22 protein-coding genes are annotated in these 25550 nt (G+C 65.5%); 6 read left to right on the forward strand and 16 right to left on the reverse strand.

The window, feature by feature from the left end:
- Positions 1-140: 140 nt before the first annotated feature.
- The 4 genes from MO486_RS14295 to MO486_RS14310 all read right to left on the reverse strand — a co-directional run bounded on the left by MO486_RS14295 (position 141) and on the right by MO486_RS14310 (position 6309).
- The gene (locus MO486_RS14295; RefSeq protein ID WP_242909137.1) at positions 141-3107 is read right to left on the reverse strand and encodes a TonB-dependent receptor; all 2967 of its coding nucleotides are present in this window, start codon (positions 3105-3107) and stop codon (positions 141-143) included.
- Positions 3108-3352: 245 nt separating this feature from the next.
- Positions 3353-4507 carry an N-acetylglucosamine-6-phosphate deacetylase gene (gene nagA, locus MO486_RS14300; protein ID WP_242909139.1) on the reverse strand — a complete coding sequence of 385 codons (1155 nt, stop codon included), beginning with the start codon at positions 4505-4507 and terminating at the stop codon, positions 3353-3355.
- Positions 4507-5553, reverse strand: a complete 1047-nt coding sequence (locus MO486_RS14305) for an SIS domain-containing protein (RefSeq protein WP_242909141.1) — start codon at positions 5551-5553, stop codon at positions 4507-4509. Before MO486_RS14305 ends, nagA begins: the two co-directional genes overlap by 1 nt.
- Positions 5554-5559: 6 nt before the next feature.
- Positions 5560-6309, reverse strand: a complete 750-nt coding sequence (locus MO486_RS14310; RefSeq protein WP_242909143.1) for a GntR family transcriptional regulator — start codon at positions 6307-6309, stop codon at positions 5560-5562.
- A 143-nt stretch (positions 6310-6452) separates the two neighbouring features.
- Between MO486_RS14310 and zwf the strand changes: the two genes are divergently transcribed.
- From zwf to MO486_RS14335, 5 genes are read left to right on the forward strand one after another with little or no spacing between them, the layout of a single operon-like run.
- The gene (gene zwf, locus MO486_RS14315) at positions 6453-7934 is read left to right on the forward strand and encodes a glucose-6-phosphate dehydrogenase (protein ID WP_242909145.1); all 1482 of its coding nucleotides are present in this window, start codon (positions 6453-6455) and stop codon (positions 7932-7934) included.
- Entirely contained in the window at positions 7931-8656 is a 726-nt protein-coding gene (gene pgl / locus MO486_RS14320; RefSeq protein ID WP_242909148.1) for a 6-phosphogluconolactonase, read from the forward strand. Before zwf ends, pgl begins: the two co-directional genes overlap by 4 nt.
- A gap of 26 nt (positions 8657-8682) precedes the next feature.
- Positions 8683-10509 carry a phosphogluconate dehydratase gene (gene edd, locus MO486_RS14325; RefSeq protein ID WP_242909166.1) on the forward strand — a complete coding sequence of 609 codons (1827 nt, stop codon included), beginning with the start codon at positions 8683-8685 and terminating at the stop codon, positions 10507-10509.
- The gene (locus tag MO486_RS14330; protein WP_305037378.1) at positions 10506-11153 is read left to right on the forward strand and encodes a bifunctional 4-hydroxy-2-oxoglutarate aldolase/2-dehydro-3-deoxy-phosphogluconate aldolase; all 648 of its coding nucleotides are present in this window, start codon (positions 10506-10508) and stop codon (positions 11151-11153) included. The genes edd and MO486_RS14330 overlap by 4 nt, the downstream gene beginning before the upstream one ends.
- A 52-nt stretch (positions 11154-11205) precedes the next feature.
- Positions 11206-11967 carry a FadR/GntR family transcriptional regulator gene (locus tag MO486_RS14335; RefSeq protein WP_242909168.1) on the forward strand — a complete coding sequence of 254 codons (762 nt, stop codon included), beginning with the start codon at positions 11206-11208 and terminating at the stop codon, positions 11965-11967.
- Positions 11968-12067: 100 nt separating this feature from the next.
- Here the strand turns inward: MO486_RS14335 and MO486_RS14340 are convergent, their stop codons facing one another.
- From MO486_RS14340 to MO486_RS14395, 12 genes are all read right to left on the reverse strand, one after another.
- On the reverse strand, positions 12068-13213 hold the full coding sequence (locus MO486_RS14340; protein WP_242909170.1) for an alpha-hydroxy acid oxidase: 1146 nt from the start codon (positions 13211-13213) through the stop codon (positions 12068-12070).
- Between the two features lie 8 nt (positions 13214-13221).
- Positions 13222-14451 carry a sugar MFS transporter gene (locus MO486_RS14345; RefSeq protein WP_242909172.1) on the reverse strand — a complete coding sequence of 410 codons (1230 nt, stop codon included), beginning with the start codon at positions 14449-14451 and terminating at the stop codon, positions 13222-13224.
- A 25-nt stretch (positions 14452-14476) separates the two neighbouring features.
- Positions 14477-14830, reverse strand: a complete 354-nt coding sequence (locus tag MO486_RS14350) for an L-rhamnose mutarotase (RefSeq protein ID WP_242909173.1) — start codon at positions 14828-14830, stop codon at positions 14477-14479.
- Positions 14831-14840: 10 nt separating this feature from the next.
- The gene (locus tag MO486_RS14355) at positions 14841-15617 is read right to left on the reverse strand and encodes an SDR family oxidoreductase (RefSeq protein WP_242909175.1); all 777 of its coding nucleotides are present in this window, start codon (positions 15615-15617) and stop codon (positions 14841-14843) included.
- Positions 15618-15630: 13 nt separating this feature from the next.
- Positions 15631-16491, reverse strand: coding sequence for an amidohydrolase family protein (locus tag MO486_RS14360; RefSeq protein ID WP_242909177.1), 861 nt, complete (start codon positions 16489-16491; stop codon positions 15631-15633).
- Complete coding sequence (locus MO486_RS14365) at positions 16488-17765, reverse strand: L-fuconate dehydratase (protein WP_242909179.1); 1278 nt, start codon at positions 17763-17765, stop codon at positions 16488-16490. The genes MO486_RS14360 and MO486_RS14365 overlap by 4 nt, the downstream gene beginning before the upstream one ends.
- Positions 17762-18610, reverse strand: coding sequence for a fumarylacetoacetate hydrolase family protein (locus tag MO486_RS14370; protein ID WP_242909181.1), 849 nt, complete (start codon positions 18608-18610; stop codon positions 17762-17764). The genes MO486_RS14365 and MO486_RS14370 overlap by 4 nt, the downstream gene beginning before the upstream one ends.
- Positions 18611-18622: 12 nt before the next feature.
- On the reverse strand, positions 18623-19363 hold the full coding sequence (locus MO486_RS14375) for an SDR family oxidoreductase (protein WP_242909183.1): 741 nt from the start codon (positions 19361-19363) through the stop codon (positions 18623-18625).
- A gap of 156 nt (positions 19364-19519) precedes the next feature.
- Entirely contained in the window at positions 19520-20956 is a 1437-nt protein-coding gene (locus tag MO486_RS14380) for an alpha-L-fucosidase (protein ID WP_242909185.1), read from the reverse strand.
- The gene (locus MO486_RS14385) at positions 20957-22288 is read right to left on the reverse strand and encodes an alpha-L-fucosidase (protein ID WP_242909187.1); all 1332 of its coding nucleotides are present in this window, start codon (positions 22286-22288) and stop codon (positions 20957-20959) included.
- A 9-nt stretch (positions 22289-22297) separates the two neighbouring features.
- The gene (locus MO486_RS14390) at positions 22298-23035 is read right to left on the reverse strand and encodes a copper homeostasis protein CutC (RefSeq protein ID WP_242909189.1); all 738 of its coding nucleotides are present in this window, start codon (positions 23033-23035) and stop codon (positions 22298-22300) included.
- A complete protein-coding gene (locus MO486_RS14395; RefSeq protein ID WP_242909191.1) occupies positions 23032-24057 on the reverse strand; it encodes a N(4)-(beta-N-acetylglucosaminyl)-L-asparaginase in 1026 nt (341 codons plus the stop codon). The genes MO486_RS14390 and MO486_RS14395 overlap by 4 nt, the downstream gene beginning before the upstream one ends.
- Before the next feature lie 239 nt (positions 24058-24296).
- On the opposite strand from MO486_RS14395, the gene MO486_RS14400 reads away from it, so the two are divergent.
- Positions 24297-25511: a sugar MFS transporter gene (locus tag MO486_RS14400; protein ID WP_242909483.1), complete on the forward strand. Its 1215-nt coding sequence runs from the start codon at positions 24297-24299 to the stop codon at positions 25509-25511.
- Positions 25512-25550: the final 39 nt, after the last annotated feature.

The raw sequence follows: 25550 nt of genomic DNA on the forward strand, positions 1-25550 counted from the left end.
CGACAATCCTGGGATACAACAAAGCCCGCCTCCTGTCATTGCGACCCTGCGACCTCTCGTCGCCAATCACCGGCCTGCATGGAGAAGGGCCCGGCCGAAGCCGGGCCCTCTCAATATTCCCTGAAAATGCGAACCAAGGATCAGTCGAACTTGTAGACGATCTCCGCTGAAATTTCACGGCCGACCGGATCATCGACGCAGTAGGCGAAGTCGCCGCACCACTTGTCGCCGTAGATCTTGTCGAAGATGTTGCTCACGTACAGGTTGAACCGCCACGCCTCGTTGAACTGGTAGCCCACGCTGCCGTTGAAGTAACGGCGGGGGGCGCGGCGCTCATAGTGGCGGGCCGAGGTCTCGCCGAAGGTGGGACTGTTCGGGTCGGTGTCCTGGCAGGTCGTATCGTTGATGCGCGTGTGGTCCGAGAAGCCGTCCGACAATGGTTCGCACCCGCCCCAGCGGTTATCGCGACCACCGGACTTCTGGTACATCATCAGCGTCGCGTTCCAGTCGTCCTTGATCCAGTTCACGCTGGCGGTGATCTTGGTGCGCGGGTTCTTCTCCTTGCGCGTGTTTTTCAGCTCCTCGGTCGGGAATCCACGCGACTTGTAGGTCAGCATGTTGGTGTAGTTGAGACCGAAGCTCCAGTCGCCCAGCTGCGTTGCGGGCAACCGGTACCGTGCGGTGACATCCACGCCACTGACCTGGGTTTCGGCACGATTGATCGGATTGATGCCGATGGAGACGGAACCCGCCACGCTGCCAGGCACTCCGGGCGTCCGCTGGATCCGGCGGGCCACCTCGGCGCACCACTCCGCAGTCGGCGGAACCGCACGGACCGAGCCATCCGGGGAGAAGCCGTTCGCCTGGCAATAGGCTTCGTCGCGCAGCAGCTGCTCCTCCGAAATGTCGTCGATCAGGTTCTCGATGCTGACGTCCCAATAGTCCGCCGAGACCGAGAAGTTGGTGAAGGCGTCCCAGACAAAGCCGACGGTATAGGACTCACCCTCTTCGTACTTCAGGTCCGGCGTGCCACCGCGGTTGACGGTCGCGTCCTCGATCTTGAAGGTGTCGCGCGGGCACTGCTGGTTCGGCCAGCCACCCTGGGCGCAGGCGAGGTAGTCGGTGAAATCCGAAATGCCCGAGCTTGGTAGTGCATAGGTGTAATGCATGTCCGGCGCGCGGAACGCGGTGCCGTAGCTGCCGCGCACCAGCAAGCTGTCGGCCGGACGCCACTCCAGGCCCAGCTGGTAGGTATTCTTCGCGCCGTCGCGCACCGCGTCGTACTTGTCGTAACGCGTGGCGGCGCTCATGGTCAGCTTCTTGAGCAGCGGCACCCGGAATTCGACGCCCGCTGCGTAATGCTTGCGCTCGCCGCCACCCTGTTCGATGTTGCCGAACGGGGTATACCAGCCGTCCTCGTCCTGGTTGAGGATCTTGGGATCCGGCGTCAACCGGTAGCCCTGTTTGCTGGCCTCGAGCACGCCGGCGAAGCCGATCGGTCCGGCCCAGCCTTCGAAGAGGTCGCCATTCACGGTGAAACTGGCCTGGGTCAGCCAGGAGCGTGCCTTTTTGTGGCCACGGTCGGTGAATCGTGCGACATCGTCAGGCGAAAGCGGATTCCACACCTTGTTGTAGTCCGGCGCGTAGGTGCCGCCACCGAGGTCCGGCCCCATGAAGAAGTCGAACATGTCGCCCTGGTTGTACGTCGGGAAGCTTTCCTTCACTTCGTACTCGGCACGGCCGACCATCGCTTCCCAGTCGAAGCGATCGTCGATCATCGTGCCGCGCAGGCCGGTGCTGAAATCCACCGCCAGCTCGCGCGATTTGGTCAGCAGCTTGTCCTCACCGCCCCATTCCTGCGGGGTGATGTGCTTCAGGATGAAGCGGTTACCGCCGGCGCCGTTGTTTACGGTCGGATCGAAGAACGTGCCGCTGGCGAATCCGTCGAGGAAGGTATTGAAGTCGCCCGTGGACTTCCACACGCCCAGGCTGGCCCAGCCTTGCAGGTCGTCGGTGAAGTTGTAGGTGCCGTAGAGGTAACCGGAGTTGTCTTCGCTACCCGTACGCAGTGCCCAGTTCTGGAACACACGCTGGGCGCAGTACTGGCCGGTGGAGGTGGCGACGCCGGTATTGCGGTCGTAGGCCCAGCGTTCGGCGAGGTACATGAGGTCACCGTACTGGTCGCAGGCGCCAGCCGGGGGCGTCATGCGCCTGCCGCCGTTGTCCTGGTCGCGCACGTAGTTGCCCGGGTACGGGCGCAGGGGCGCGACGCCGAGCGCGCGCTCACCCGGATTCCAGGTGTCGAAGTGCTTGTCTTCCTCGCCGTCCATGAACGGACGTTCCTTCGCCAGCAGCACGCCGCGGTCGAAGTGCTGCAGGTTGTAGACCAGGTTCCACTTCTCGCCGGACACGCCGCCCGAGAACACCAGGTCCAGGTTCTCGCGGCCACCACGGGTGGCTTCGCCGTACTTGACGCGCACCGTCTGGCCTTCGGCATGCTCCTTCAGGACGACGTTGACTACGCCGGCCATCGCGTCGGAACCGTAGATGGCCGACGCGCTGCCCGACAGCACTTCAATGCGGTCGACGATGCCGGTCGGGATGTTGTTGTAGTTGGCGAAGTTGCTCTTGCCCTGATAGGGCATCGGGTAATCCGCAACCCGGTGGCCGTTGATCAGTAGCAGGCTGCGGCCGGGGCCGAGGTTGCGCAGGTTCAACGGATAGGCATTGACGCTGGTCTGGCCCCAGTCGTAGTCGTTCTGCACGTTGCCGATCGCTTCGGTGAGCGTCTGCAGAGCGTCATAGACCGTCGCGAAGCCTTCCTTCTTCATCTGCTCGCCAGTGATGACGGTCACCGGCGCCGGGCCTTCGATCTCGGCGCGCTTGATGCGCGAACCGGTGACGACGACGGTATCCAGCGTGTTGGTTGGCTTCTTCGCGGTGTTGTCTTTTGCTGCCTGCTCGTCCGGCGTCAGCTCATCAAGCCTCTGCTCTTCCGACTGATTCGCAGGCGTGGTTTGAGCTTGCGCTTGCGCTGCGATCGGCGCGAACAGCACTAGCGCGAGTGCGCTGGCTAACGCATTGCGATGGAACTGGGAGTTGGTCATTACGGCGTTCTCGAGTTGGTGGTCTTCGGCGGATACGCGTACTGCAGCTCCAGTATTAGATCGATCTAAATTTCAGGCTAAAGATCGATCCAAATTTCCGGCAGACCAATCCAAATAGATCGATCTCCTCCCCGACTGGATCGATCCAATAAAACACACCGCAGGACGCGTTGCATGACGCACCGCAACAAAAAGTTAACAAGGGTCAACCACTTGCCCCGGACTGCCGACCCCGGCGCGCGCTCTTAGGCGGGCAATCGCGCTCCGGCGATCCACGTGGCACGAACCTCGAGCGCGGCATCCAGCTCGACCAGGTCGGCGCGACAACCGGGGGCGATGCGGCCATGCGTGTGGCCGAGGCCGAGGAAATCGGCGGGATAGGTCGCGGCCATGCGGCACGCTTCGTCCAACGGCAAGCCAAGGGCGACGGTGTTGCGCACGGCGCTGGCCATGTCGAGGGCTGAGCCGGCGAGGACGCCATCGGGGGTGCTGCAGCGACCGTCGCTGCACTGCATCGGCTGGCCATAGAGTTCGAACTCGGTGCGCACTCCGCCGACCGGCGGCATCGCATCGGTGACCAGCATCATCTTGCCGCGGGATTTGGCAGCGACCGCGATGCGGATCGCAGCAGGATGTACGTGGAAGCCATCGACGATCAGGCCGCACCAGCTGTTCGGGTCGTCGAGTGCGGCGCCGACACCGCCGGGCTCGCGGCTTTGCAGCGGTTGCATGGCGTTGAACAGATGGGTGACGCCGGTGACGCCCGCGGCGAAGGCATCGCGCAATTGTTCGTAACTGGCGGCCGTGTGGCCGGCACTGAGGATCACGCCGCGTGCGACGAGGGCTCGCAGCGCGTCGGGATTGAAACGTTCGGGCGCGATCGTCAGCAGCGTCTTGCCGTTGTCGAGCGAAGCGATCAGGTCGAGTTCGCCGGCATCGGGCGTATGGAATTTCTCCACCGCGTGCACGCCTTTGCGTGCGGGTGCCAGGTACGGCCCTTCGAGGTGGATGCCGAGCACGCCCGGCACGCCCTGCGCGATCGCGTCGCGTACCGCGGCGATGGCCTGCTGCATGACCACGACGTCGTCGCTGATCAAGGTCGGCATCAGGCCCGTAGTGCCGTAGCGACGATGCGCTTCGGCGATGCGGCGGATGCCATCGACGGTCGGCGCGTCGTTGAACAGTACGTCGCCGCCGCCGTTGACCTGGGTGTCGATGAAGCCGGGAACGAGGGCCCGTTCGCGCAGGTCGACCGCCTCGAAACCATCGTGAGGCATCGATGCCGGTTGCACCGCGATGATGATGTCGCCTTCGATCAGCACCGCGACATCGGATTCGAATCCGTGCGTGGTGAGCACGCGGCCATTGACCAGGGCACGGCGGTTGTTCGGAGCGTCCATCACACCGTTTCCGTGACCTTGTTGAGATGCGGCGGCAGGTCCGGATTGTGGCCGCGGCGCAGCGCCAGTGCATTCACCGCGCGGTAGAAGCTCTGCACCGCCAGCAGCGGTGCGCAGGCCGGATCCGGCGCATCCACCAACGGCAATTCGCCCGCCGCATCGGCCAGCCAGACATTGGCGCCACGGCTGCGGAATTCATCCGCGACCGCGCGCGTGCCGGCACCGGTTTCGTCCGGTTGCGCCAGGCACAGCAACGGGAATCCGGGGCCGATGATCGCCATCGGCCCGTGCTTGACCTCGGCCGAGCTGTACGCCTCGGCATGCAGGCCGCAGGTTTCCTTGAGCTTGAGCGCCATCTCCTGCGCGGCACCCAGGCCGAGGCCGCGGCCGAGCACGAACAGGTTGCGCGCATCGACAAGCCCATCTACCAGCGGCGACCAATTCGCCTGCCACGCCTGGCGCAGGGCCTGCGGCAAGCGCGACAGCGCCTCGAGCAACTGTGCATCCCCGCGCCAATGCGCGGCGAGTTGCAGCAGCGCCGCCAACGAGCACAGATAACTTTTGGTTGCAGCGACGCTGCGCTCGGGCCCGGCGCGAAGCGGCAGCACGGTGTCGGCCAACGCCGCCAGCGGCGAGTCTTCGGCATTCACCAGCGCGACCACATGGGCACCGGCGGCACGCGCGGCTTCCGCATTGCGCAGCAGGTCGGGACTTTTCCCCGATTGCGAGATCAGCACATACAACGCGCCATCGAGATGCTGCTGCGCCGCATACACCGAACCGACCGACGGCGACGCCGAAGCGGTGACGAAACCGAGCCGGGTTTCGAACAGGTACTTGCCGTAAGTGGCGGCGTGGTCGGAACTGCCGCGTGCGCAGGTGACGACGAAGCGCGGCGGCGTGCGGCGCAGACGTTCACCCAGCGCCGCGACCACGTCGGCGTTATGCGCGAACTGCGCGGCGATCGCATCGGCGGCTTCGGCCGCTTCGCGGAACATCAGGGTGTCGGTGGCGGCCGGCAGTGATGAGGTGTGCTGTGATGGCATGGGTGCTTATTCGCTCTGCAGTTCGGCGACGAAGTCGTAGGCGTCGCCGCGGTAGAAGGAACGGGTGTACTCGACCACGCGGCCGTCGCCGAGGAAGGCGCGGCGTTCGATCAGCAATCCCGGGCTGTGCGGCGGTAGTTGCAACAGGCGCGCCTGGTCGGCGTCGAACGCCACCGCGCGCAGGTGCTGCAATGCGCGGCGCGGACGATGGCCGTAGCGACCGAGCGCTTCGTACAGTGAATCCTCGACGGCATTCGGATCCGGCAACAACGCATGCGGCACGACGCTGCGTTCGATCGCCAGCGGCTGCTCGCCGCCATAACGCAACCGATACAGACGCACCACGCCACTGCCGGGCGACAAGTTCAGCGCCATCGCCTCGTCCGGGGTGACCTCGCCGATGCTGCGTTCGAAGAACAGCGAACGTGGATTGAGTCCGCGCTCGCGCAGGTCGTCGCTGAAGCTGGTCAGGCGCGAGAACGACTTGACGATGCGTTCGGCCACGAAGCTGCCGGCGCCGTGGCGCTGCACCAGCAGGCCGTCCTCGACCAGGTCGGCCAGCGCCCGCCGCACCGTAACCCGGGACAAGCCCAGCTCCTGCGCCAGGTCGCGTTCGCTGGGCAACGCCTGCCCCGGCGCCAGCCGGCCGCTGTCGATGAGCGACCGCAATGCCTGGCCGAGGCAGCGGTAGGCAACCACGCGCAGGCCAGCCTCGGCGGCCAGGCGTTGGTATTCGGCGGAGAGCGCACTTAGCATGGTTTCAAAAGATACCAGTCAGATACCAGTTATGCAATCGAATGCAGGGCACATGGTTGAATTTATCACGATCTCGGGCGTAGTATGCGGCCTATGCACTCCTATGGTATCTCACTGGTATTAGTGACCCTGAGGCCCTCCTCGTGACCGCGCACCTAGCCCCTGTTGCACCCTTCGACCTCGTCATCTTCGGCGGCACCGGCGACCTGGCCCTGCGGAAACTGCTCCCGGCCCTGCTGCGGCGTTATGCCGACGGCCAGATCAGCCACGACAGCCGTATCTACGGCGTGGCCCGCCAAGCCGAATCCGATACGAGTTACCGCGCCACGGTCGGCGCGGCGCTGGCGCGCGCAGTCGGCGACGACCCGGTGCTGCAAGCGCGCATCGCGTCCTTCCTCGAGTTGGTTGCCTATCGGACCATCGATGCCACCGGCGACGCCGGCTGGGCGGAGCTGGCCGCGGAATTGCTCGCGCACGGCGAGGCGCGCGTGCGGGTGTTCTACCTGTCGACCAGCCCGCAACTGTTCGTCGCCATCTGCAAGCACCTGCGCGATACCGGTCTGAACGGTGGCAACGCACGCGTGGTGCTGGAAAAGCCCATCGGCCACGACCTCACCAGCGCCGCGGCGATCAACGACGCCGTCGGCAGCGCGTTCACCGAAAACCAGATCTTCCGCATCGACCACTACCTCGGCAAAGAGACGGTGCAGAACCTGCTCGCGCTGCGCTTCGCCAACGCACTGTTCGAGCCGTTGTGGAATGCCGGCCGCATCGACCACGTGCAGATCACCGTGGCCGAAACCGTCGGCCTCGAACAGCGCGCGTCCTACTACGACGGCGCCGGTGCGCTGCGCGACATGGTGCAGAACCACTTGCTGCAGCTGCTGTGCATGGTCGCGATGGAACCGCCGGCGGCACTGCACGCCGATGCCGTGCGCGACGAGAAGTTGAAAGTGCTGCGTGCGCTGCGTCCGATCACGGGCGACAACGCGGCCGTGGCAACGGTGCGCGGCCAGTACCGCGCCGGCGCCGCCAGCGGCAAGGCGGTCGCCGGTTATCTCGACGAACTCGGCAACCGCGATTCGCGCACCGAGACCTTCGTGGCGCTCAAGGTCGAAGTCGACAACTGGCGCTGGGCCGGCGTGCCGTTCTATCTGCGCACCGGCAAGCGTTTGGCCGAACGCGTGTCGGAAATCGTGGTGACGTTCCGCGAAGTACCGCATTCGATCTTCGACGAAAGCGCCGGCCGGATCACGCCGAACCAGTTGGTCCTGCGACTGCAGCCCGACGAGGGCGTCAAGCTCGGCCTGATGCTGAAGGAACCCGGCCCCGGCGGTTTGCGCCTGCGCCATGTCCCGCTCGACATGAGCTTCGCCGAGGCCTTCGGCGGTCATCAGCCGGAAGCCTACGAGCGCCTGCTGATGGACGTCGTGCGCGGCAACCCGACCTTGTTCATGCGTCGCGATGAAGTCGAAGCGGCGTGGCGCTGGATCGACCCCATCCTGTCCGCCTGGAAGGACATTCGCGAAGCGCCCAAGCCCTACACCGCAGGTTCCTGGGGCCCGAGCGCCGCGGTCGCGCTGATCGAACGCGATGGCCGCACCTGGCACGAGGACACGCTGTGAACGCGAGCCTCGCTACGCCATCGCGTTGCATCGAGCTGCGCGAATTCCTGTCGCCAGACGCCTTGGCCACGGCGCTCGCGCGGACGGTCGCGGCCAAACTGCAGTCGGCGTTGCACCTGCGGGAACAGGCCGTGCTCGCGGTTTCCGGCGGCAAGACGCCGAAAGCATTGCTGCGCGAATTGGCGCGGCAGCCGCTGGAATGGACGCAGGTCACCATCACCCTGGTCGACGAACGCTGGGTGCCGCTCGCGCATCCGCGCTCGAACGAAGGCGCGTTGCGGGCCGCGCTGCACGGCCAGCCGGCCGCGGCGGCACGGATCGTCTCGCTGTACAACGGCGCGGCGACCCCGGAGGAAGCCGTGCCTGAAATCGAGGCGCGGATCTCCGCATTGCCGCCATTCGATGCCGTGGTCCTTGGCATGGGCACGGACGGCCACACCGCCTCGTTCTTCGCCGACGGCGATCGGCTTGAAGCCGCGCTCGATCCGCACGCCTGTGCCACGGTGGTCAGCATGCGCGCGGCCAGCGCAGGCGAGCCACGCATCAGCCTGAGCCTGTCACGGCTGATCGATGCGCGCGCGCTGTACCTGCATATCGAAGGCGAATCAAAACTCGACGTGCTGGAACGCGCACTATGCGGCGATGATGTCGGCGTGCAATACCCGATTCGTGCCGTGTTGACGCAGACGCGATCACCACTGATCGCCTACTGGTGCCCTTGAGCGGAGCATCCTTGAGAGAAGCTGTCATGTCCCTGCATCCCGTCATCGCCGCTGTCACCGAACGCATCGTCGAGCGCAGCCGCCCGCGACGCACGGCCTATCTCGCCCGCATCGACGCCGCTGCCGATCGCGACCCGCATCGGCGGCGCCTGTCCTGCGGCAACCTCGCGCACGGCTTCGCCGCTTGCGCGGCCGGTGACAAGGCCGCGCTGCGCGGCGGCATCGCGCCCAACCTCGGCATCGTCAACGCCTACAACGACATGCTCTCGGCGCACCAGCCGCTCGAGCGTTTCCCCGAACTGCTGCGGCAGGCCGCGCGCGAAGTCGGCGCCACCGCGCAAGTCGCCGGCGGCGTGCCGGCGATGTGCGACGGCGTCACCCAGGGGCGCGCAGGCATGGAGTTGTCGTTGTTCTCGCGCGACGTGATTGCGCTGTCGACGGCGATCGCGCTGTCGCACGACATGTTCGATGCCGCGCTGTACCTCGGCGTGTGCGACAAGATCGTGCCGGGGTTGCTGATCGGTGCACTCAGCTTCGGCCATCTGCCGGCGATCTTCGTGCCGGGCGGCCCGATGACATCGGGCATGACCAACGACGAGAAGTCGCACGTCCGCCAGCGCTATGCCGAAGGCAAGGCGACGCGCGAAGAACTGCTCGAGGCCGAAGCGCAGAGCTATCACGGTCCCGGTACCTGCACGTTCTACGGCACTGCGAACTCCAACCAGATGCTGATGGAGCTGATGGGCCTGCACCTGCCCGGCAGCAGCTTCGTCCATCCGAACACGCCGCTGCGCGACGTGCTGACCAAAGCGGCCGCGCATCGCGCCGCCGCGATCACCGCACTCGGCGACGATTACCGTCCCATCGGCCGCATCATCGACGAACGCGCGATCGTCAACGGCGTGGTCGGCCTGCACGCCACCGGCGGTTCGACCAACCATCTGTTGCACCTGATCGCGATCGCCGCTGCCGCCGGGATCGAACTGCGGCTGGAAGACTTCGACGCCTTGTCGCGCGCGGTGCCGTTGCTGGCCCGCGTGTATCCGAACGGCAGCGCCGACGTGAACCATTTCCATGCCGCCGGCGGTTTGGCATTCCTGATCGGCGAGCTGCTCGATGCCGGCCTCGTCCATGGCGATGTCGAAACCATCGCCGGGCCGGGCCTGGCGCGTTATCGCGTCGAAGCCCGCGTGGACGGCGATGGCCAACTCGCCTACGTGCCGTCGACCGCCACCAGCGCCGACACCAACGTGTTGCGTCCGGTCGCGGAACCGTTCCGTGCCGATGGCGGCCTGCGCGTGCTCGCCGGCAATCTCGGCAGCGCGGCGATCAAGGTATCGGCGGTCCCGGAGGATCGCTGGACGATCGAAGCACCGTGCCGCGTATTCGCCGAACAGTCGGAAGTGAAGCACGCGTTCGACAATGGCGAGCTCGGACGCGACGTCGTGGTGGTGGTCCGCTTCCAGGGCCCGCACGCGAACGGCATGCCCGAGTTGCATCAACTCACGCCGCTGCTGTCCGTGTTGCAGAACCACGGCCACCGCGTGGCGCTCGTCACCGACGGTCGCATGTCCGGCGCATCCGGACGCGTGCCGGCCGCGATGCATGCCAGCCCCGAAGCCGCCCGCGGCGGACCGCTGGCGAAGCTGCGCGACGGCGACATCGTCCGCCTGGACGCGGTGGAAGGCACGCTCAATGCACTCGTCGATGCGGACGAGTGGGCGGCGCGCGAACATGCGCAGGTGGACCTCACGACGCATCACAGCGGCCTCGGCCGCGAACTGTTCGCCGTCTTCCGCAACGCGGTGGGCGCAGCGGACGTTGGCGCGGGCATTTTTGGAGTCGAACGATGACGGGCATGGAAGACAAGCAACAGGCGCTCACCCGGTACCTGACCCTGGCGCCGGTCGTGCCGGTGGTGGTGATCGACAATGCCGCCCATGCAGTGCCGCTCGCGCGCGCGCTCGTCGCCGGTGGCATCTGCGCGATCGAAATCACGTTGCGTACGCCCGCCGCGTTGGATGCGGTCCGTGCGGTTGCAGCAGAAGTCGAAGGCGCCGTGGTTGGCGTCGGCACCGTGCTGGCGCCAGAACACTTGCTCGCAGCCGAACGCGCGGGTGCACGCTTCGCGGTGTCGCCCGGAGCGTCAGCGGACTTGCTCGCCGCGGCACGGGACAGCGCCTTGCCGTGGCTGCCCGGTGCCGCCACCGCAAGCGAGGCGATGACCCTACTCGCACATGGTTATCGCTACCTCAAGTTCTTCCCCGCCGAATCCAGCGGTGGCGTCGCTGCATTGCGCGCGCTGGCAGGTCCACTGCCAGAACTGCGCTATTGCGCCACTGGTGGCATCGGCCTGCACAACGCACGCGACTACCTCGCCTTGGCCAATGTGATCGCAGTCGGCGGCTCCTGGCTGACGCCTGGCGAACGGGTTGCCAAGGGCGACTGGGCCGGCATCACCCAACTCGCGCGCGAGGCGGCGGCGTTGCGCGTCTAGGCGGCTGGCTATACTGCGATCGACTCACGGGCACCACCCGATCGCACAGCGCATGCCCATCCAGACCGTCCAGAACCGCCGGCTTTACCAACAGATCGCGGACCAGCTGCGCATGCTGATCGACAGCGGCGAGTATCCGCCGGGCAGCTACCTGCCGACCGAGCGCGAGTTGTCGAAACAGTGCGGCGTCAGTCGTACTTCAGTGCGCGAAGCATTGATCGCCCTCGAAGTGCTCGGCCTGGTCAAGGTCCGCGTCGGCGACGGCGTGATCGTGCAGAAGCCTGCCGCCGCGCCGGACAATAGTCGCCACGTGCTCGACGAAGCGGTGCGACGTACGCCATGGCCACTCGATCCGGAACTCGCGCTGGCCGCGGACTTCGACGCCGAAGTGCCGCCATTCGCGTTGTTGCAGGCACGCCGGTTGGTCGAGCCGGAAGCGGCGGCACTGGCCGCCGAACACGCCACCGAAGCCGAACTCGCCGGGATCGTGACCGCGTACGAGCGCAATATCGCCGACAACCGCGAAGGTTCGACCACCCATCCCGGCGATCGCCTGCTGCACATCCGTATCGCCGAAGCCAGCGGCAATCCCGCTTATGCGTTGTTGATCCGCCACCTGCTCGGCCACCAGTACGGCGCGATGTTCCAGCGGCTACAGGAGCTCTACACCACGCGCGACATGCCGCATCGCTCCGAACGCGAGCACCAGGCCATCGTCGACGCCTTGCGTGCGCGCGATCCGCAAGCGGCACGGCGCGCGATGCGCACGCATCTGGACTCGGTGATCAGGATTTTTTCGCGCGCAGCCCCATAGCGCCCATGAGCGGCGGGGCTCTTGTGGGAGCGACGTGAGTCGCGATCAGGCAGGCACATATCGCGACTCACGTCGCTCCCACAGTGAGAAAGCAGCGGGATCACGGTCGCCACAGCACCTGCGGACCGACTGCTTGCACATCGCGCGTACCCGTCAGCGCCATGCTGACGTCGAGCTCCTTGCGGATCAGATCCAGCGCGGTGGTCACCCCGGCTTGACCCATCGCGCCGAGCCCGTACAGGAACGCCTTGCCGATCATCGTGCCGCGCGCACCCAGCGCGAGCGCCTTCAGGACGTCCTGACCGCTGCGCACGCCGCTGTCGAGCAGCACTTCAGTGCGGGTGCCAACCGCATCGACGACACGCGGCAACACACTGATCGCCGACGGCGCACCGTCGAGCTGGCGACCACCATGATTCGACACCACGATCGCATCGGCGCCGGCATCGACCGCATGGCGCGCGTCGTCCGGATCGAGGATGCCCTTGATGATCAGCTTGCCCGGCCACAGGCTGCGTACCCATTCGACGTCGCGCCAGCTCAGGGTCGGATCGAACTGGCTGGCGATCCATTCCGACAACGTGCTCAGGCCTTTGCCGCCGGCGGGCAGCGCATCGGAGAGGTTGCCGAAACTTTTGTGCGGCGTGCGCAGCATCGCCAGCGCCCAGCGCGGCTTGCTGGCGATGTCGAGCAGGTTGCGCAGGGTCAGTCTCGGCGGCACGGTCAGCCCGTTCTTGAGATCGCGATGGCGCTGGCCGAGGACCTGCAGGTCGGCGGTGAGCATCAGCGCCGAACATTGCGCGGCCTTGGCGCGTTCGACCAGTGATGCGGCGTAGCCGCGGTCGCGCATCACGTAGAACTGGAACCAGAATGGCTGCATCACCGCCGCGCGCACCGCTTCGATGGAGCAGATCGACATCGTGCTCAGCGTGAACGGCACTCCGAACGCCTGCGCCGCGCGTGCGGCGAGGATTTCGCCATCGGCATGCATGATCCCGGTCAGTCCGGTCGGCGCCAACGCGACGGGCATGCTTGCATCCGTTCCGACCAGCGTGGTGCGCAGCGAACGCTGGTCGACATCGATCATCACCCGCTGGCGCAGCTGGATCGCATCGAAGTCGGCGCGATTGGCGCGCAGCGTCGTCTCGTCGTAGGAACCGCGGTCGACGTAGTCGAAGATCGCCCGCGGCGCGCGGCGCATCGCGAGCTGGCGCAGGTCTTCGTTGTTGGTGATGACCTGGGGCATGCAGGACCTTAGTGCTCGTCGAGTTGGTAACCGTAGCGGCCATACCAGGCCACGACGGCGAAACACGCTGCCGGGATCAGGTACGACACCGCGGTACTGTAATGGTCGGCGAGCAGGCCCATGAAATACGGCACGATCGCGCCGCCGACGATGGCCATGATGATGAACGAGGCACCGCGCTTGGTGTGGACGCCGAGGTTCTTGACACCGAGCGCGAAGATGGTCGGGAACTGGATCGACATGAAGAAGAAGATCGCGATCAGCGCGATGACCGACACCAGGCCTGCCCCGGCTACCACGACCAGGGACAACGCAACGTTGATCAGCGCGTACGTCGCCAGCAGGGTCGCCGGCGCGATCCGTCCCATCAGTGCGGTGCCGAGGAAACGTCCGCCCAGGAAGCACAGCATCCCCACCGACAACAGGTAGGAGGCGTTCTGCGAACTGATGCCGTGCGCGTGCTCGGTGACGTAGTTGATGAAGAACGCGCCGACACCCACCTGCGCGGCCACGCAGAAGAACTGCGCGACGACCGCATAGAGCAGGTGCCGCTGCGCGCGCAGCGGCCTGACGCTGACGCCATGCGCCGACACCGTTTCCTCGTGGATGTACGGCATCGGTGTGCGCGCGACCAGCACCGCGATCACCACGACGACCGCCGCGATCGCCACATAGATGGCCTGCACGCCGCCCTGGTTGTTGCCGCCGCCACCGAAGAACACCGCGCCGCCGATGAGTGGCCCGACGAATTGACCGAGACCATTGAACGATTGCGACAGGTTGAGCCGTTGCTCGGAGCGTTCCGGTGGGCCCAGGAAGGTGACATAGGGGTTCGCGGCGGTTTCGAGGCAAGCCAGGCCACTTGCGATGACGAACAACGCGAACAGGAAGAATTCGAACTGTCCCGCTGTCGTCGCCGGGATGAACAGCAGCGCACCCGCCGCGAACAGGAACAGGCCGAGCAGGATGCCGGTCTTGTAGCCCTTGCGGTTCATCAGCGCCGCCGCCGGCATCGCCATCAGGAAATAGGCGCCGAAGTACGCCGCCTGCAGCAGCGCCGATTTGGCGCGACTGACCTGCAGGGTTTCCTGGAAGTGTTTGTTGAGCACGTCGAGCAGTCCGTACGACAAGCCCCACATGAAGAACAGACTGGTGACCAGGAAGAAGGCAAACCGCGTGTTGCCGTTCGCCCGTTCGGCCGTCGCCGTGGCGGCAGAGATGGGTGCATTCAGTGCCATGCGCATTCCCTCGAGAGGTGGTGATTCACGGCGCGCCGGGGACGGCATCGCGCAGGCGGAAGATCGATTGCATCGCAGTCCATTTCGCCCCATCCGGCGTCCACGGCGTCGGCGCCTGGAACTGCCACATCAGCGCTTCCCATTCCCGGATGCGTGGATTGTCGTGCTGGGCGGCAGCCATGCGTTGTGCGTCGAACACGGCGTCGTCGGTGTCCATCAGCATCACCAGGCGCGTCCCGAGGCGGAAGATCTCCAGCTCGCGCACGCCGTGGGCACGCAGGTGCGCAAGCACCTCCGGCCACACCGCGCGGTGGTGGGCTTCGTAGCGTGCGATCAGCTCGGGGTCGTCACGCAGGTCGAGGGCAAGGCAATGGCGCATCGTGCCGTCCTCAGGTCAGCGCGCGATCGAGGTGGGTGTAACCGCCGTCGACGAACAGCCACTGCCCGGTGATGTGCGAGGCCCGCGCGGACAGCAGGAACACGGTCATGTCGGCGATCTCATCGGCGCGGGTCATGCGCTTGCCCAGCGGGATCTTCTGCGTGATCGCCGCCAGTTTTTCCTGCGGGTCCGGGAAGCTCGACAACCACGACTCGTACAGCGGCGTCATCACTTCGGCCGGGATCACCGCGTTGACGCGCACGCCGTCACTGGCCAGCGCCGCTGCCCATTCGCGCGTCAGCGACAACTGCGCGCCCTTCGATGCGCAATAGCCACTGGTGCCGCCCTGGCCCGTCAGCGCGGTCTTCGACGAGATGTTGACGATGGCGCCGCCGCTGGCCTTGAGGTGGGGCACGCAGTAATGCGCCATCACGTAGTAGTGGATCAGGTTCTTCTCGAGCGAGGCGACGAAGGCATCACGGCCGGCGTCGAGGCCGACGTTGTCGTTGACACCCGCGTTGTTGACCAGCCCGTGCAGCGCACCGAATGCCTGGAGCGTGGCGTCGATGGAGGCCTTGCAGGCAGCCTCGTCGGTGAGTTGCAGCTGGAAGAACCGCGCGCGCGGTTGCAGTGCGTGCAGCTCCTGTTCGAACTCCGGCGACAACGCGCTGCGCCCGAAGGCGACCGGGATCGCGCCCTCCCGTGCCAATCCCAGCGTGATCGCGCCGCCGATGCCAGCGCCACCGCCGGTGACGATCACGACCTTGTCGCGCAGGCTCAGATTCATAGGCTCAGGTCCATCACGACACTCCCTTCATGGCCGGCAGGCGCAGACCATAGCAGCGTACGGCGGTGCCGCCCCACAGCGATGCTTGCTCGTCGACACTGAGGCGTGCGGCCCATTGCTGGACGATGCCAAACACTACGGCGTACTCGGCTTTCAGCAGGCACATCGGCCAGTCGGAACCGAACATCAGGCGCTGCGCGCCGAACAGCTCCAGCGCGATATCAAGATAGCGATGCAGGTCGCTGGCATCGACGGCACGATCGCCAACTTCCGTCACCAGGCCGGACAGTTTGCAGGCGACATGCGGCAATGCGGCGAGCTGCCGCAAGTGCTCGCGCCACTGCGCATCGCCATCGCCACCGATCGCCGGTTTGCCCAGGTGATCGAGGACCAGTGCGTGCCTGTCATGGCGCGCACAGAACGCTGGCACGTCGGCAAGTTGCGACGCGCGCACCAGCACCTCGAAGACCTGGCCGCGCGCCTGCAGCGTGGCGACACCGCGATTGAACGCCGCGTCCGCAAGGAACGCAGGCACCTCGACTTCGTCCTGCAGCAGATGGCGGAAGCCGGCCAGCCGGGCTTGTCCCTCCCAACGCGCGAGGCGGTGTTCAAGATCGTCCGCGCGCAGATCGACCGAACCGATCACCGCCGCGATCCAGTCGTGCTTGCCGGCGAGTTCGAGCAGGAAGTCGGTCTCGATCTCCTCCGCGCGCGCCTGCACCGCGATGCACCCGTCGAACCCATGCGCTTCGAGCAACGGCCGCACGTCCTGCGGCAGCCAGTCGCGCCGCAGCACCTCCATGCCATCGCCCATCCACGGGTAATCGGCAGCTCGATAGCGCCAGAAGTGCTGGTGGGCGTCTATGCGGATCATCGTTTGAACTCGTACTCCCGCAACGATTCCGGCTTCATCGTGATCGAGAAGCCAGGCGCCGTCGGCGGCAGATATGCCGCGGCTCGCACCACGCAGGGATCGACGAAATGTTCGTGCAGGTGATCGACGTACTCGACCACGCGGCCGTCGCGAGTGCCGGCGATGCAGATGTAGTCGATCATCGCCAGGTGCTGCACGTATTCGCACAGGCCGACGCCACCGGCGTGTGGGCACACCGGCAGGTCGTACTTCGCCGCCAGCAACAGGACTGCGAGGATCTCATTCACCCCGCCGAGGCGACAGGCGTCGACCTGCACCACGTCGACCGCTCCGCGGGCGATGAACTGCTTCCACAGCACGCGGTTCTGGCACATCTCGCCGGTGGCGACCTGCACCGGCGCGATGCGTTCGCGGATCTTGCGGTGTCCCTCGACGTCGTCAGGGCTGGTCGGCTCTTCGATGAACCACGGCTGCGCAAATTCCAGCTCGCGCACCCACTCGATCGCCTGGTCCACTTCCCAGATCTGGTTGGCATCGATCATCAGCTTGCGTTCTGGGCCGAGCACCTCGCGCGCGATGCGTACGCGGCGGATGTCGTCGTCGCGATCGCGACCGACCTTGAGCTTGATGTGGTTGAAGCCGGCGTCGACCGCTTCCTGGCACAGGCGCCGCAGCTTGTCGTCGTCGTAGCCGAGCCAACCGGCCGAAGTGGTGTAGCAGGGATAGCCTTCGCGCTCGAGCGTCGCGATGCGTTCGGCCTTGCCGGGGTGTTGCCTGCGCAGGATCTGCAGTGCCTCGTCCGGCGTCAGCGTGTCGGTGAGGTAACGGAAGTCGATGCAGCGCAGCAGTGCTTCCGGACTCATGTCGGCGACCAGTCGCCATAGCGGCTTGCCTTCCGCCTTCGCCCACAGGTCCCAGACTGCATTGACGACTGCGCCGGTGGCGAGATGCATCGCGCCCTTGTCCGGACCGATCCAGCGCAGCTGGCTGTCGGCGGTGACGTGGCGCCAGAAGCGGCCCATGTCGACGGCGATCCAGTCGAGGTCGAGTCCAACGAGCAGATGCCGCATCGCTTCGATCGCGGTGCAACAGATTTCGTTGCCGCGACCGATGGTGAAGGTGAGGCCGTGGCCTTGCAGCGTCGGCTGATCGGTATCGAGGATGACGTAGGCGGCGGAGTAATCCGGATCCGGATTCATCGCATCCGACCCGTCGAGCGATTGCGAGGTGGGGAAGCGCACGTCGAGCACGCGCAGATCGGTGATGCGGGTCATGCGGCATCCACCGTGTGCTGCAGTTGCTCGCCGAGACCATCGATGCCGAGGCGCATCGTCTGGCCTGCGCGCAGATACACCGGCTCCGGTTTCAGGCCGAGCCCGACGCCCGGCGGCGTGCCGGTCGAAATCACGTCGCCCGGCTGCAGGCTCATGAAGCGGCTGAGGTACACCACCAGGGCCGGCACCTGGAACACCATCTGGTTGGTGTTGCTGTTCTGGTAGCGATGGCCGTCGACTTCCAGCCAGATGCCGAGCGCGTGCGGGTCGGCGATCTCGTCGGCCGTCACCAACCACGGGCCGATCGGGCCGAACGTGTCGCAGCCTTTGCCCTTGTCCCAGGTGCCGGTGCCTTCGAGCTGGTAGTGGCGCTCGCTGACGTCGTTGACGATGCAATAGCCGGCGACGTGATCCATCGCTTGCGCTTCATCGATGTAGCGACCGGGCTTGCCGATCACAACGCCGAGCTCCACTTCCCAGTCGGTCTTGCGCGCGCCAGGCGGGATCTCGACATCATCGTTCGGCCCGCACACCGCGCTGGTCCACTTGTTGAAGATCACCGGCTCCGGCGGAATCGTCATGCCCGATTCGGCGGCGTGGTCAGCGTAGTTCAAACCGATGCAGACGAACTTGCCGATGCGGCCGACACACGCACCGAGGCGCTGCGGACCTTCGACCAGCGGCAGACTGTCCGGCGCCAGAGAGCGCAACACCTGCAGGCCCACGGGTGTCAGCGATTCACCGGCGATGTCGTCGACGACGGCAGACAGATCGCGAATGCGGCCCTGCGCATCGAGCAAACCGGGTTTTTCCTGGCCTTTGGGGCCGTAACGCAGCAACTTCATGCCTGTCCTTTGTCAGCAGATCCAGCCGCCATCGATGACGTGCGTGGTACCCGTGGTGAACGTCGATTCGTCACTCGCGAGATACACCGCCAACGCCGCGATCTCCTCTGGTTTGCCCAGGCGGCCGCTCGGTTGCCGCGCGATGAAACTCGCATGGGCTTCGTCGAAAGTAGTGCCGCGAGCTGCAGCCATTGTCGCCATGCGCTGGCGCAGCGATGGTGAATCCACGGTGCCCGGACAGATCGCATTGCAGCGGATGCCCCGGGCGACGAAATCCGCCGCAATCGCCTTGGTCATGCCGATGACCGCGGCCTTGCTCGCGCCGTAGGCGAACCGGTTCGGCACGCCCTTGATGCTGGAGGCGACCGACGCGGTATTGATGATCGAACCGCCACCACGTTCGAGCATGCCCGGCAGGAAGGCGCGGATCAGGCGGTACATCGCGGTGACATTGAGGTCGAACGAGAAACGCCACGCGTTCTCGTCGCAATCGAGGATGCTGCCGTCGTGCACGTAGCCGGCGCCGTTGAACAGCACATCGAGCGTGCCCAGTTGTGCCGGCAGCGCGTGGATCGCATCGGCATCGGTCACGTCCAGCTGCAGCGTCTGCATGCCGGTCAGCGAAGCGAGAGCCGCAGCATCCAGATCGGCCGCGATCACCTCGGCACCTTCGCGCGCGAACGCTTCCGCGACGGCCCGCCCGATGCCTGCGCCAGCCGCCGTCACCAGCGCGCGTTTGCCCTGCAATCGCATGAACGCCCTCCTGCGGAGCGAGGTGGTCGGCGCATCCTACGGCCGCGTTTCGGCCGTCTTGGAATCCGCTTTATGGTCTAATGGTTGGACCAATAGTAGCTTACTGCTCCCGCCTTGGACACTGCCGCCCATCAAGTGACCAACCGACCGACGTGATTACTTGCGGATCGCCGCGATCCTGATCGCCCACGCATAGGCGCCGGCGACCTGCTTGCCCACCGCGGCGGGGATCTCGATCACGACACCTGCGCCTGCGCGCTTCCAGGCAAGCGGTGCGTCGGCCCCGAGCAGCCGCAGTTCGGCGCCATCGGCTGGTGCCAGGCCTTTCAGCACGATCTGCGCCGGCGGTTGCTGCTCTTTTTCGTCGGCCAGGTAGATCGCGTAAGTCGTGCCGTCGCGCAACGTGGTGAAGCGCAGCTTGCCGTCGCGATACGGCGCGATCGCGCGCGAGGCGTAGATCGCTTCGCTGTTGACCTGCATCCACCCACCGATGTCGCGCATGCGTTCCAACGCCGTGGGCGGCAACGTACCGTCGGGCGCGGGGCCGACGTTGAGCAGGAAGTTGCCGCCCTTGGCGACCACGTCGACCAGCTTGTGCACCAGTTCGCGCGATGGTTTGTATTTGTCGTTGGGCACGTACGACCACGAGTCACCCATGGTCATGCAGGTTTCCCACGGATACGGCAATTCGGTCTCGGGAATGTGCTGCTCGGGCGTGCGGTAGTTCTCGTACGGACCGCCGACCGCGCGATTGACCACGATCAGGCCCGGCTGGTTCCTGCGCGCGAGCTTGACCAGTCCCGGCATGTCGATGTCCTGCGGCCACGGCACTTCGCCGCTGATCGGCTTCGCGTTCGGGTTGGGCGTCGAATCCACCCAGCCACCGTCGAGCCAGAGGATGTCGAGGCGTCCGTACTGAGAAGTCAGTTCGTTGATCTGCGCGTGGGTGAAGTCGACGAACTTCTTCCAGCGGTCGGGATGTTTGCGCGTGTCGTAGTTGGTGTTGCGATCGGGCGTGGCCCACTCCGGCGCCCAATAGTCGTCGTGATGCCAGTCGGGTTTGGAGAAATACGCGCCGACGCCGAACGCCTGCGCGCGGAAGGCGTTGAAGATTTCCCTGGTGATGTTGGCGCGCGGATGGCTATGGAACGGCACGTTCGGCGCGGTGATGCGGTAGTCGGTCTGCTGTGTGTCGAACATCGAGAAGCCGTCATGGTGCTTGGTGGTGAACACCACGTACTTCATGCCGGCCTGCTTCGCCGCCCGCGCCCACTGGTCCGGGTCGAACTTCACCGGATTGAACGTCGTCGGCAGTTGTTCGTACTGCTTGACGTAATCGACGTAGGCGACACCCTTCGGCCGCTGGCACCAGCCCACGTCCTCGGAACACAGCGACCACGACTCGACGATGCCCCACTGGCTGTACGGACCCCAATGCATCAGGAACCCGAACTTCCAGTCCTGCCATTGCTCGAGCCTGGCGAGCACCTTGGGATCGGTTTCCGGCACGTAGGGATTTTTTTCTTCTGCTGCCACCGGCAGCGCGAAGGCCAGGGACAGCATTGCGGACAGCAGTACGCGGGAGGGTTGCATTCAATTGCTCTCGATGGCTTTGATTTCTTCGCGATACAGATCGACCGGCCCGTCCAGCAGCAACGCGATAACCGTCACCTGCGGATCGAGCACCGCCTCCGGTACATCGATGTAGAGCAGGCCCGGCACCTGGCTCCAGTACGCCTTGCCGAGCACGGTGCTCTTGAGCTTGGTGCCGTTGCCGACCACCCAGCTGCGATGCACCTTGTTCTTCAGGCCTTTCACCAGCACCGGGCCATTGGGTTTGCCGTCGAGGAACAGGTACAGCAGCGTCTTGTCCTTCGACAATGCGCTTGGGCCGTAGTAGTGGTCTTTCGGGATGCCGGCCTCGCTGCCGTAGATCGCCTCGGCATGCTTGCTGGTCCAGCGCCCCATTTCCTTGAGGACCGCGACCTGTTCTTCCGGAATCGTGCCGTCGGCGCGCGGGCCGATGTCGAGCAGCAGGTTGCCGCCCAGGCTGATCGTGTCGGCGAGCACGCGGATCAACTGGTTCGGCGTCTTGTAGGCGCGATCGTTGGGCTGGTAGCCCCACGAATCGTTCATCGTCAGACACAGCTCCCAATACTGGTCGGCCGGTTTGACGATTGGCACGCCCTGTTCCGGCGTGGCGTAATCGCCGCGGCCGGTCAGGCGTGAATTGAGGATCGTGTCCGGATTGCGCGCCAGCAACATCGCGCGGACCTTGTCGGCCTGCCATTCCTCGGCGCTGTGTTCCCAGTCGCCGTCGAACCAGTACAGGTCCGGGTCGTAGCGTTGCGAGAGTTCCTTCAGCTGCCCCTGGTAGAAGTCGACGAAGCGCGCCCAGCGTCGTGGGTCGTCCTTCACTTCATAGCGCTTCTTGTCGCGCAGGAAACCGTCGTAGTCCGGATACGACCAGTCGATCAATGAGTAATACAGACCGACTTTCAGGTCCTGCTTGCGCAACGCGTCGACGAACGGCCCGACCAGGTCACGCCGCGCCGGCGTGTCCTTCTTCGTGGTGATGCCCTGCTTCGCATCCCACAGCGCCACGCCGTCGTGATGCTTGGTCGTGAGCACCGCGTAACGTGCACCGCTTTGCTTGATCAGTTTGGCCCATTGCTGCGGCTCGTAGCGATTCGCGGTGAAACCCTGCAGCTGCCGCAGGTAATCGTCATGCGAGATGTAGCCGTTGAAGAACGACCATGACTCATCGATGCCGTCGACCGCGTAGATGCCCCAGTGGATGAACACGCCGAACTTGGCGTCCTTGAACCATTGCATGCGCGCGTCGGCATCCGCTTTCGGCAACGGTTCCGCTGCCTGCGCGACGCAGGCAAGACAGCCGAACAGCAGGACGAGCCATCGCTTCATACGTTCCCCTTATGTCGATGGCGCTTGCAGCGCTGCGACCAGCGCGCGCACGGCGTCGGCATCGGTCTGCATCCAGTCCGGTTCCAGGCCCTGCAAGGCCTCATTGCGATGGCGCATCGCCGAAGCGTGCAGGACACGCGCCGAGCCGTGGAATTCGCGTGCGCCGCTGCGCGCGACCAGCGCCGGCAGGTTCGTCTTGGTGACGCCAGCGCCCACGAGGATGCCGATGCGCTCGCCTGCCTGCCGTACGTGGGCGGCGATCGTGTCCACGCCTTCCAGCGCGCTGGTCGCAGCCCCCGAAGTTAGGACGCGGCTGCAGCCGAGCGCGATGATGGCTTCGAGCGCTTGCACCTGGTCGCGCGCGGCGTCGAAGGCGCGGTGGAACGTCACGCTCATCGTGCCTGCCGCAACCATCAGCTCGCGGCAACTGGCCTGGTCGATATTGCCATCGGCGTCCAGCGCGCCGATCACCACGCCGTCGCAACCGAGCCGCGCGCAGGTTTCGATATCGCGCTTCATTACCTCGAGCTCACCGGCGTCGTACAGGAAGTCACCGCCACGTGGGCGCACCAGTACGAACACGGGAATGCGCAGGCGCTCGCGCACGACGGCCAGCGTGCCGTACGACGGCGTGGTACCGCCCTCATGCAGGTTTTCGCACAACTCGATGCGATCGGCGCCACCGGCCTGTGCGGCCAGGGCCGAGCCCACCGAGTTGGCGGCGATCTCCAGCAGCAATGCGCTCATGCCGGTTTGCCGGTGTAAACCGAGCGCGACTCGAGCAGCGCATCGCACTTGCCGGCATCGCAGACTGCGTAGACGAAGCCCTTGTGCAGCGCGAATGCGCCGACTTCGCCGTGCTTGTTGAGCGCGAGGAAACACACCTGCAAGGTCTTGCTCGCCACCGGGCGCTTGCGCACGACGCGCTCGATCGCCTCGCGGCAGGCGTCCATCGGCGTGCGGCCCTGGCGCATCAGTTCGACCACCAGGAAGCTGGCGGCGTTGCGGATCATTTCCTCGCCGACACCGGACGCGGTCGCGGCGCCGACTTCGTTGTCGATATAGAGACCGGCACCGATGATCGGGCTGTCGCCGACACGGCCGTGCAGCTTCCACGCCATGCCGCTGGTGGTGCAGGCGCCGGCAAGCTTGCCACTGGCATCGAGCGCGAGGATACCGAGGGTGTCGTGATTCTCTTTGTTGCCCGGTTTGACGGCTGCGCGTTCGGCGTTGATCTGCGGTTTGTACTCGGACTTTTTCAACCACTCGCGCCAGGCTTGTTCCGCTTCCTTGGTGCGCAGCTGCTCCTTGACGAATCCCTGCTGCAACGCGAACTGCTGCGCACCCTCGCCGACCAGCATCACGTGCGGGGTGCGTTCCATCACCCGGCGCGCGACCGATACCGGATGCACGATGTCCTGCAAGGCCGCGACCGCGCCGCAACGGCCATCGCCATCCATGATGCTGGCATCGAGCGTCACCACGCCGTCGCGATCTGGATAACCGCAGCGGCCAACGGTGCTGTTGCACAGGTCGCCCTCGGCCCAGCGCGCGCCGGTTTCGACCGCATCCAGTGCCGAGCCACCCTTCGCCAACACCGGCCATGCCGCCTGGTTGGCACCGACGCCGAAATCCCAGGTCGACACCACGCGTGCGCCGTTCGACGTGGCTGTCTTCGCATCGATACCACCGGCCGCCGCGCCGCGCGGCAAGGCCAGCGCAGTCGCCGCCATCAACGAGGTCTGCAGGAACTGTCTGCGGTTGCTCATCGTGAACTCCGGGCTGTCACGGCTGCCCGCAGCCGTGTGGATTGTTCCAGTCTAATCGATCTAAACTCGGACGCAGTGCAAGTTTTTTGCGGCTTGCATCACGCATCGTGGCCGGGCCATGGCACCACGCAGGTCGGCCCGCCATGCTTATCGCTGGACGCTCTGGGAGGGGCCAACGCGTGACCATCAATCGTCAGAACCTGGGTTCGATCGCCATCATCGGCGCGCTGTTCTTCATCATGGGCTGGTTCACCTGGATCAACGGTCCGTTGATCTCGTTCGTGAAACTCGCCTTTACGCTCGACGACGTCGGCGCGTTCCTGGTGACGTTCGTGTTCTACCTGTCGTACTTCGTATGGGCGCTGCCGGCGTCGAAACTCCTCGATCGCACCGGCATGAAGAAGGGCATGGCGCTGGGCTTGTGGGTGATGGCGGCAGGCGCGTTCGCCTTCGGCCAGTTCTGCGTACAGCGCTGGTATCCGGGTGCGCTCGGCGGCTTGTTCGTGCTCGGCGCCGGGCTTGCGATCCTGCAGACCGCGGCCAATCCGTACATCAGCATCCTCGGCCCGATCGAAAGCGGCGCGCAGCGCATCGCGGTGATGGGGATCTGCAACAAGGTCGCGGGCATCCTCGCGCCATTGCTGCTCGGCACCGTGGTGCTGCATGGCATGGGCGATATCGCCGCGCAGGTCGCGGCCGCCGAGGAAGCGGACAAGGCCGCGTTGCTGGATGCCTTCGCTGCCAACATCCATGCGCCGTACCTGGTGATGGCCGGCGTGCTGGCGCTGCTCGGCTTCGGCATCCTGTTCTCGCCGTTGCCGGACGTGCGCACCGAGCACGAGGATGCGAAGACCGCGAGCGGCGAGTCGAAGACCTTGTTCCAGTTCCCGCACGTGTGGCTGGGCGCATTGGCGATCTTCGTCTACGTCGGCGCCGAGGTGATGGCGGGCGATGCGATCGGCACCTATGGCAATGGTTTCGGCCTGCCGCTCGACGAGACCAAGTTCTTCACCTCGTTCACCCTCGGCGCGATGCTGGTCGGCTACGTAGTCGGCTTCATCACCATCCCGCGCTTCATCTCGCAGGAACGCTTCCTCGCGCTATCGGCGGTGCTGGGCGTGGTGTTCACGCTGGGCGCGTTCCTGACCAAGGGCTATGTCTCGGTCGGTTTCGTCGCGGCACTCGGCTTCGCCAACGCAATGATGTGGCCGGCGATCTTCCCGTTGGCGATCCACGGCCTCGGCAAGCTGATCGAACGTGGTTCCGCATTGCTGATCATGGGCATCGCTGGTGGCGCATTGATCCCGCAGCTGTTCGCGATCCTGAAGCAGACGCACGACTTCCAGCTGGTGTTCCTGCTGCTGATGGTGCCGTGCTACCTGTACGTCCTGTACTTCGCGTTGCGTGGTCACAGGGTCGGGCTGAACGCGGCGCCTGCGATGCAACGGGCTTGAAGCGAATCGGCGCGGGCCTTTACCGGCTCGCGCCGCAAC

It is taken from the genome of Lysobacter sp. CFH 32150, from assembly GCF_022758295.1.
Lineage (GTDB): Bacteria > Pseudomonadota > Gammaproteobacteria > Xanthomonadales > Xanthomonadaceae > CFH-32150.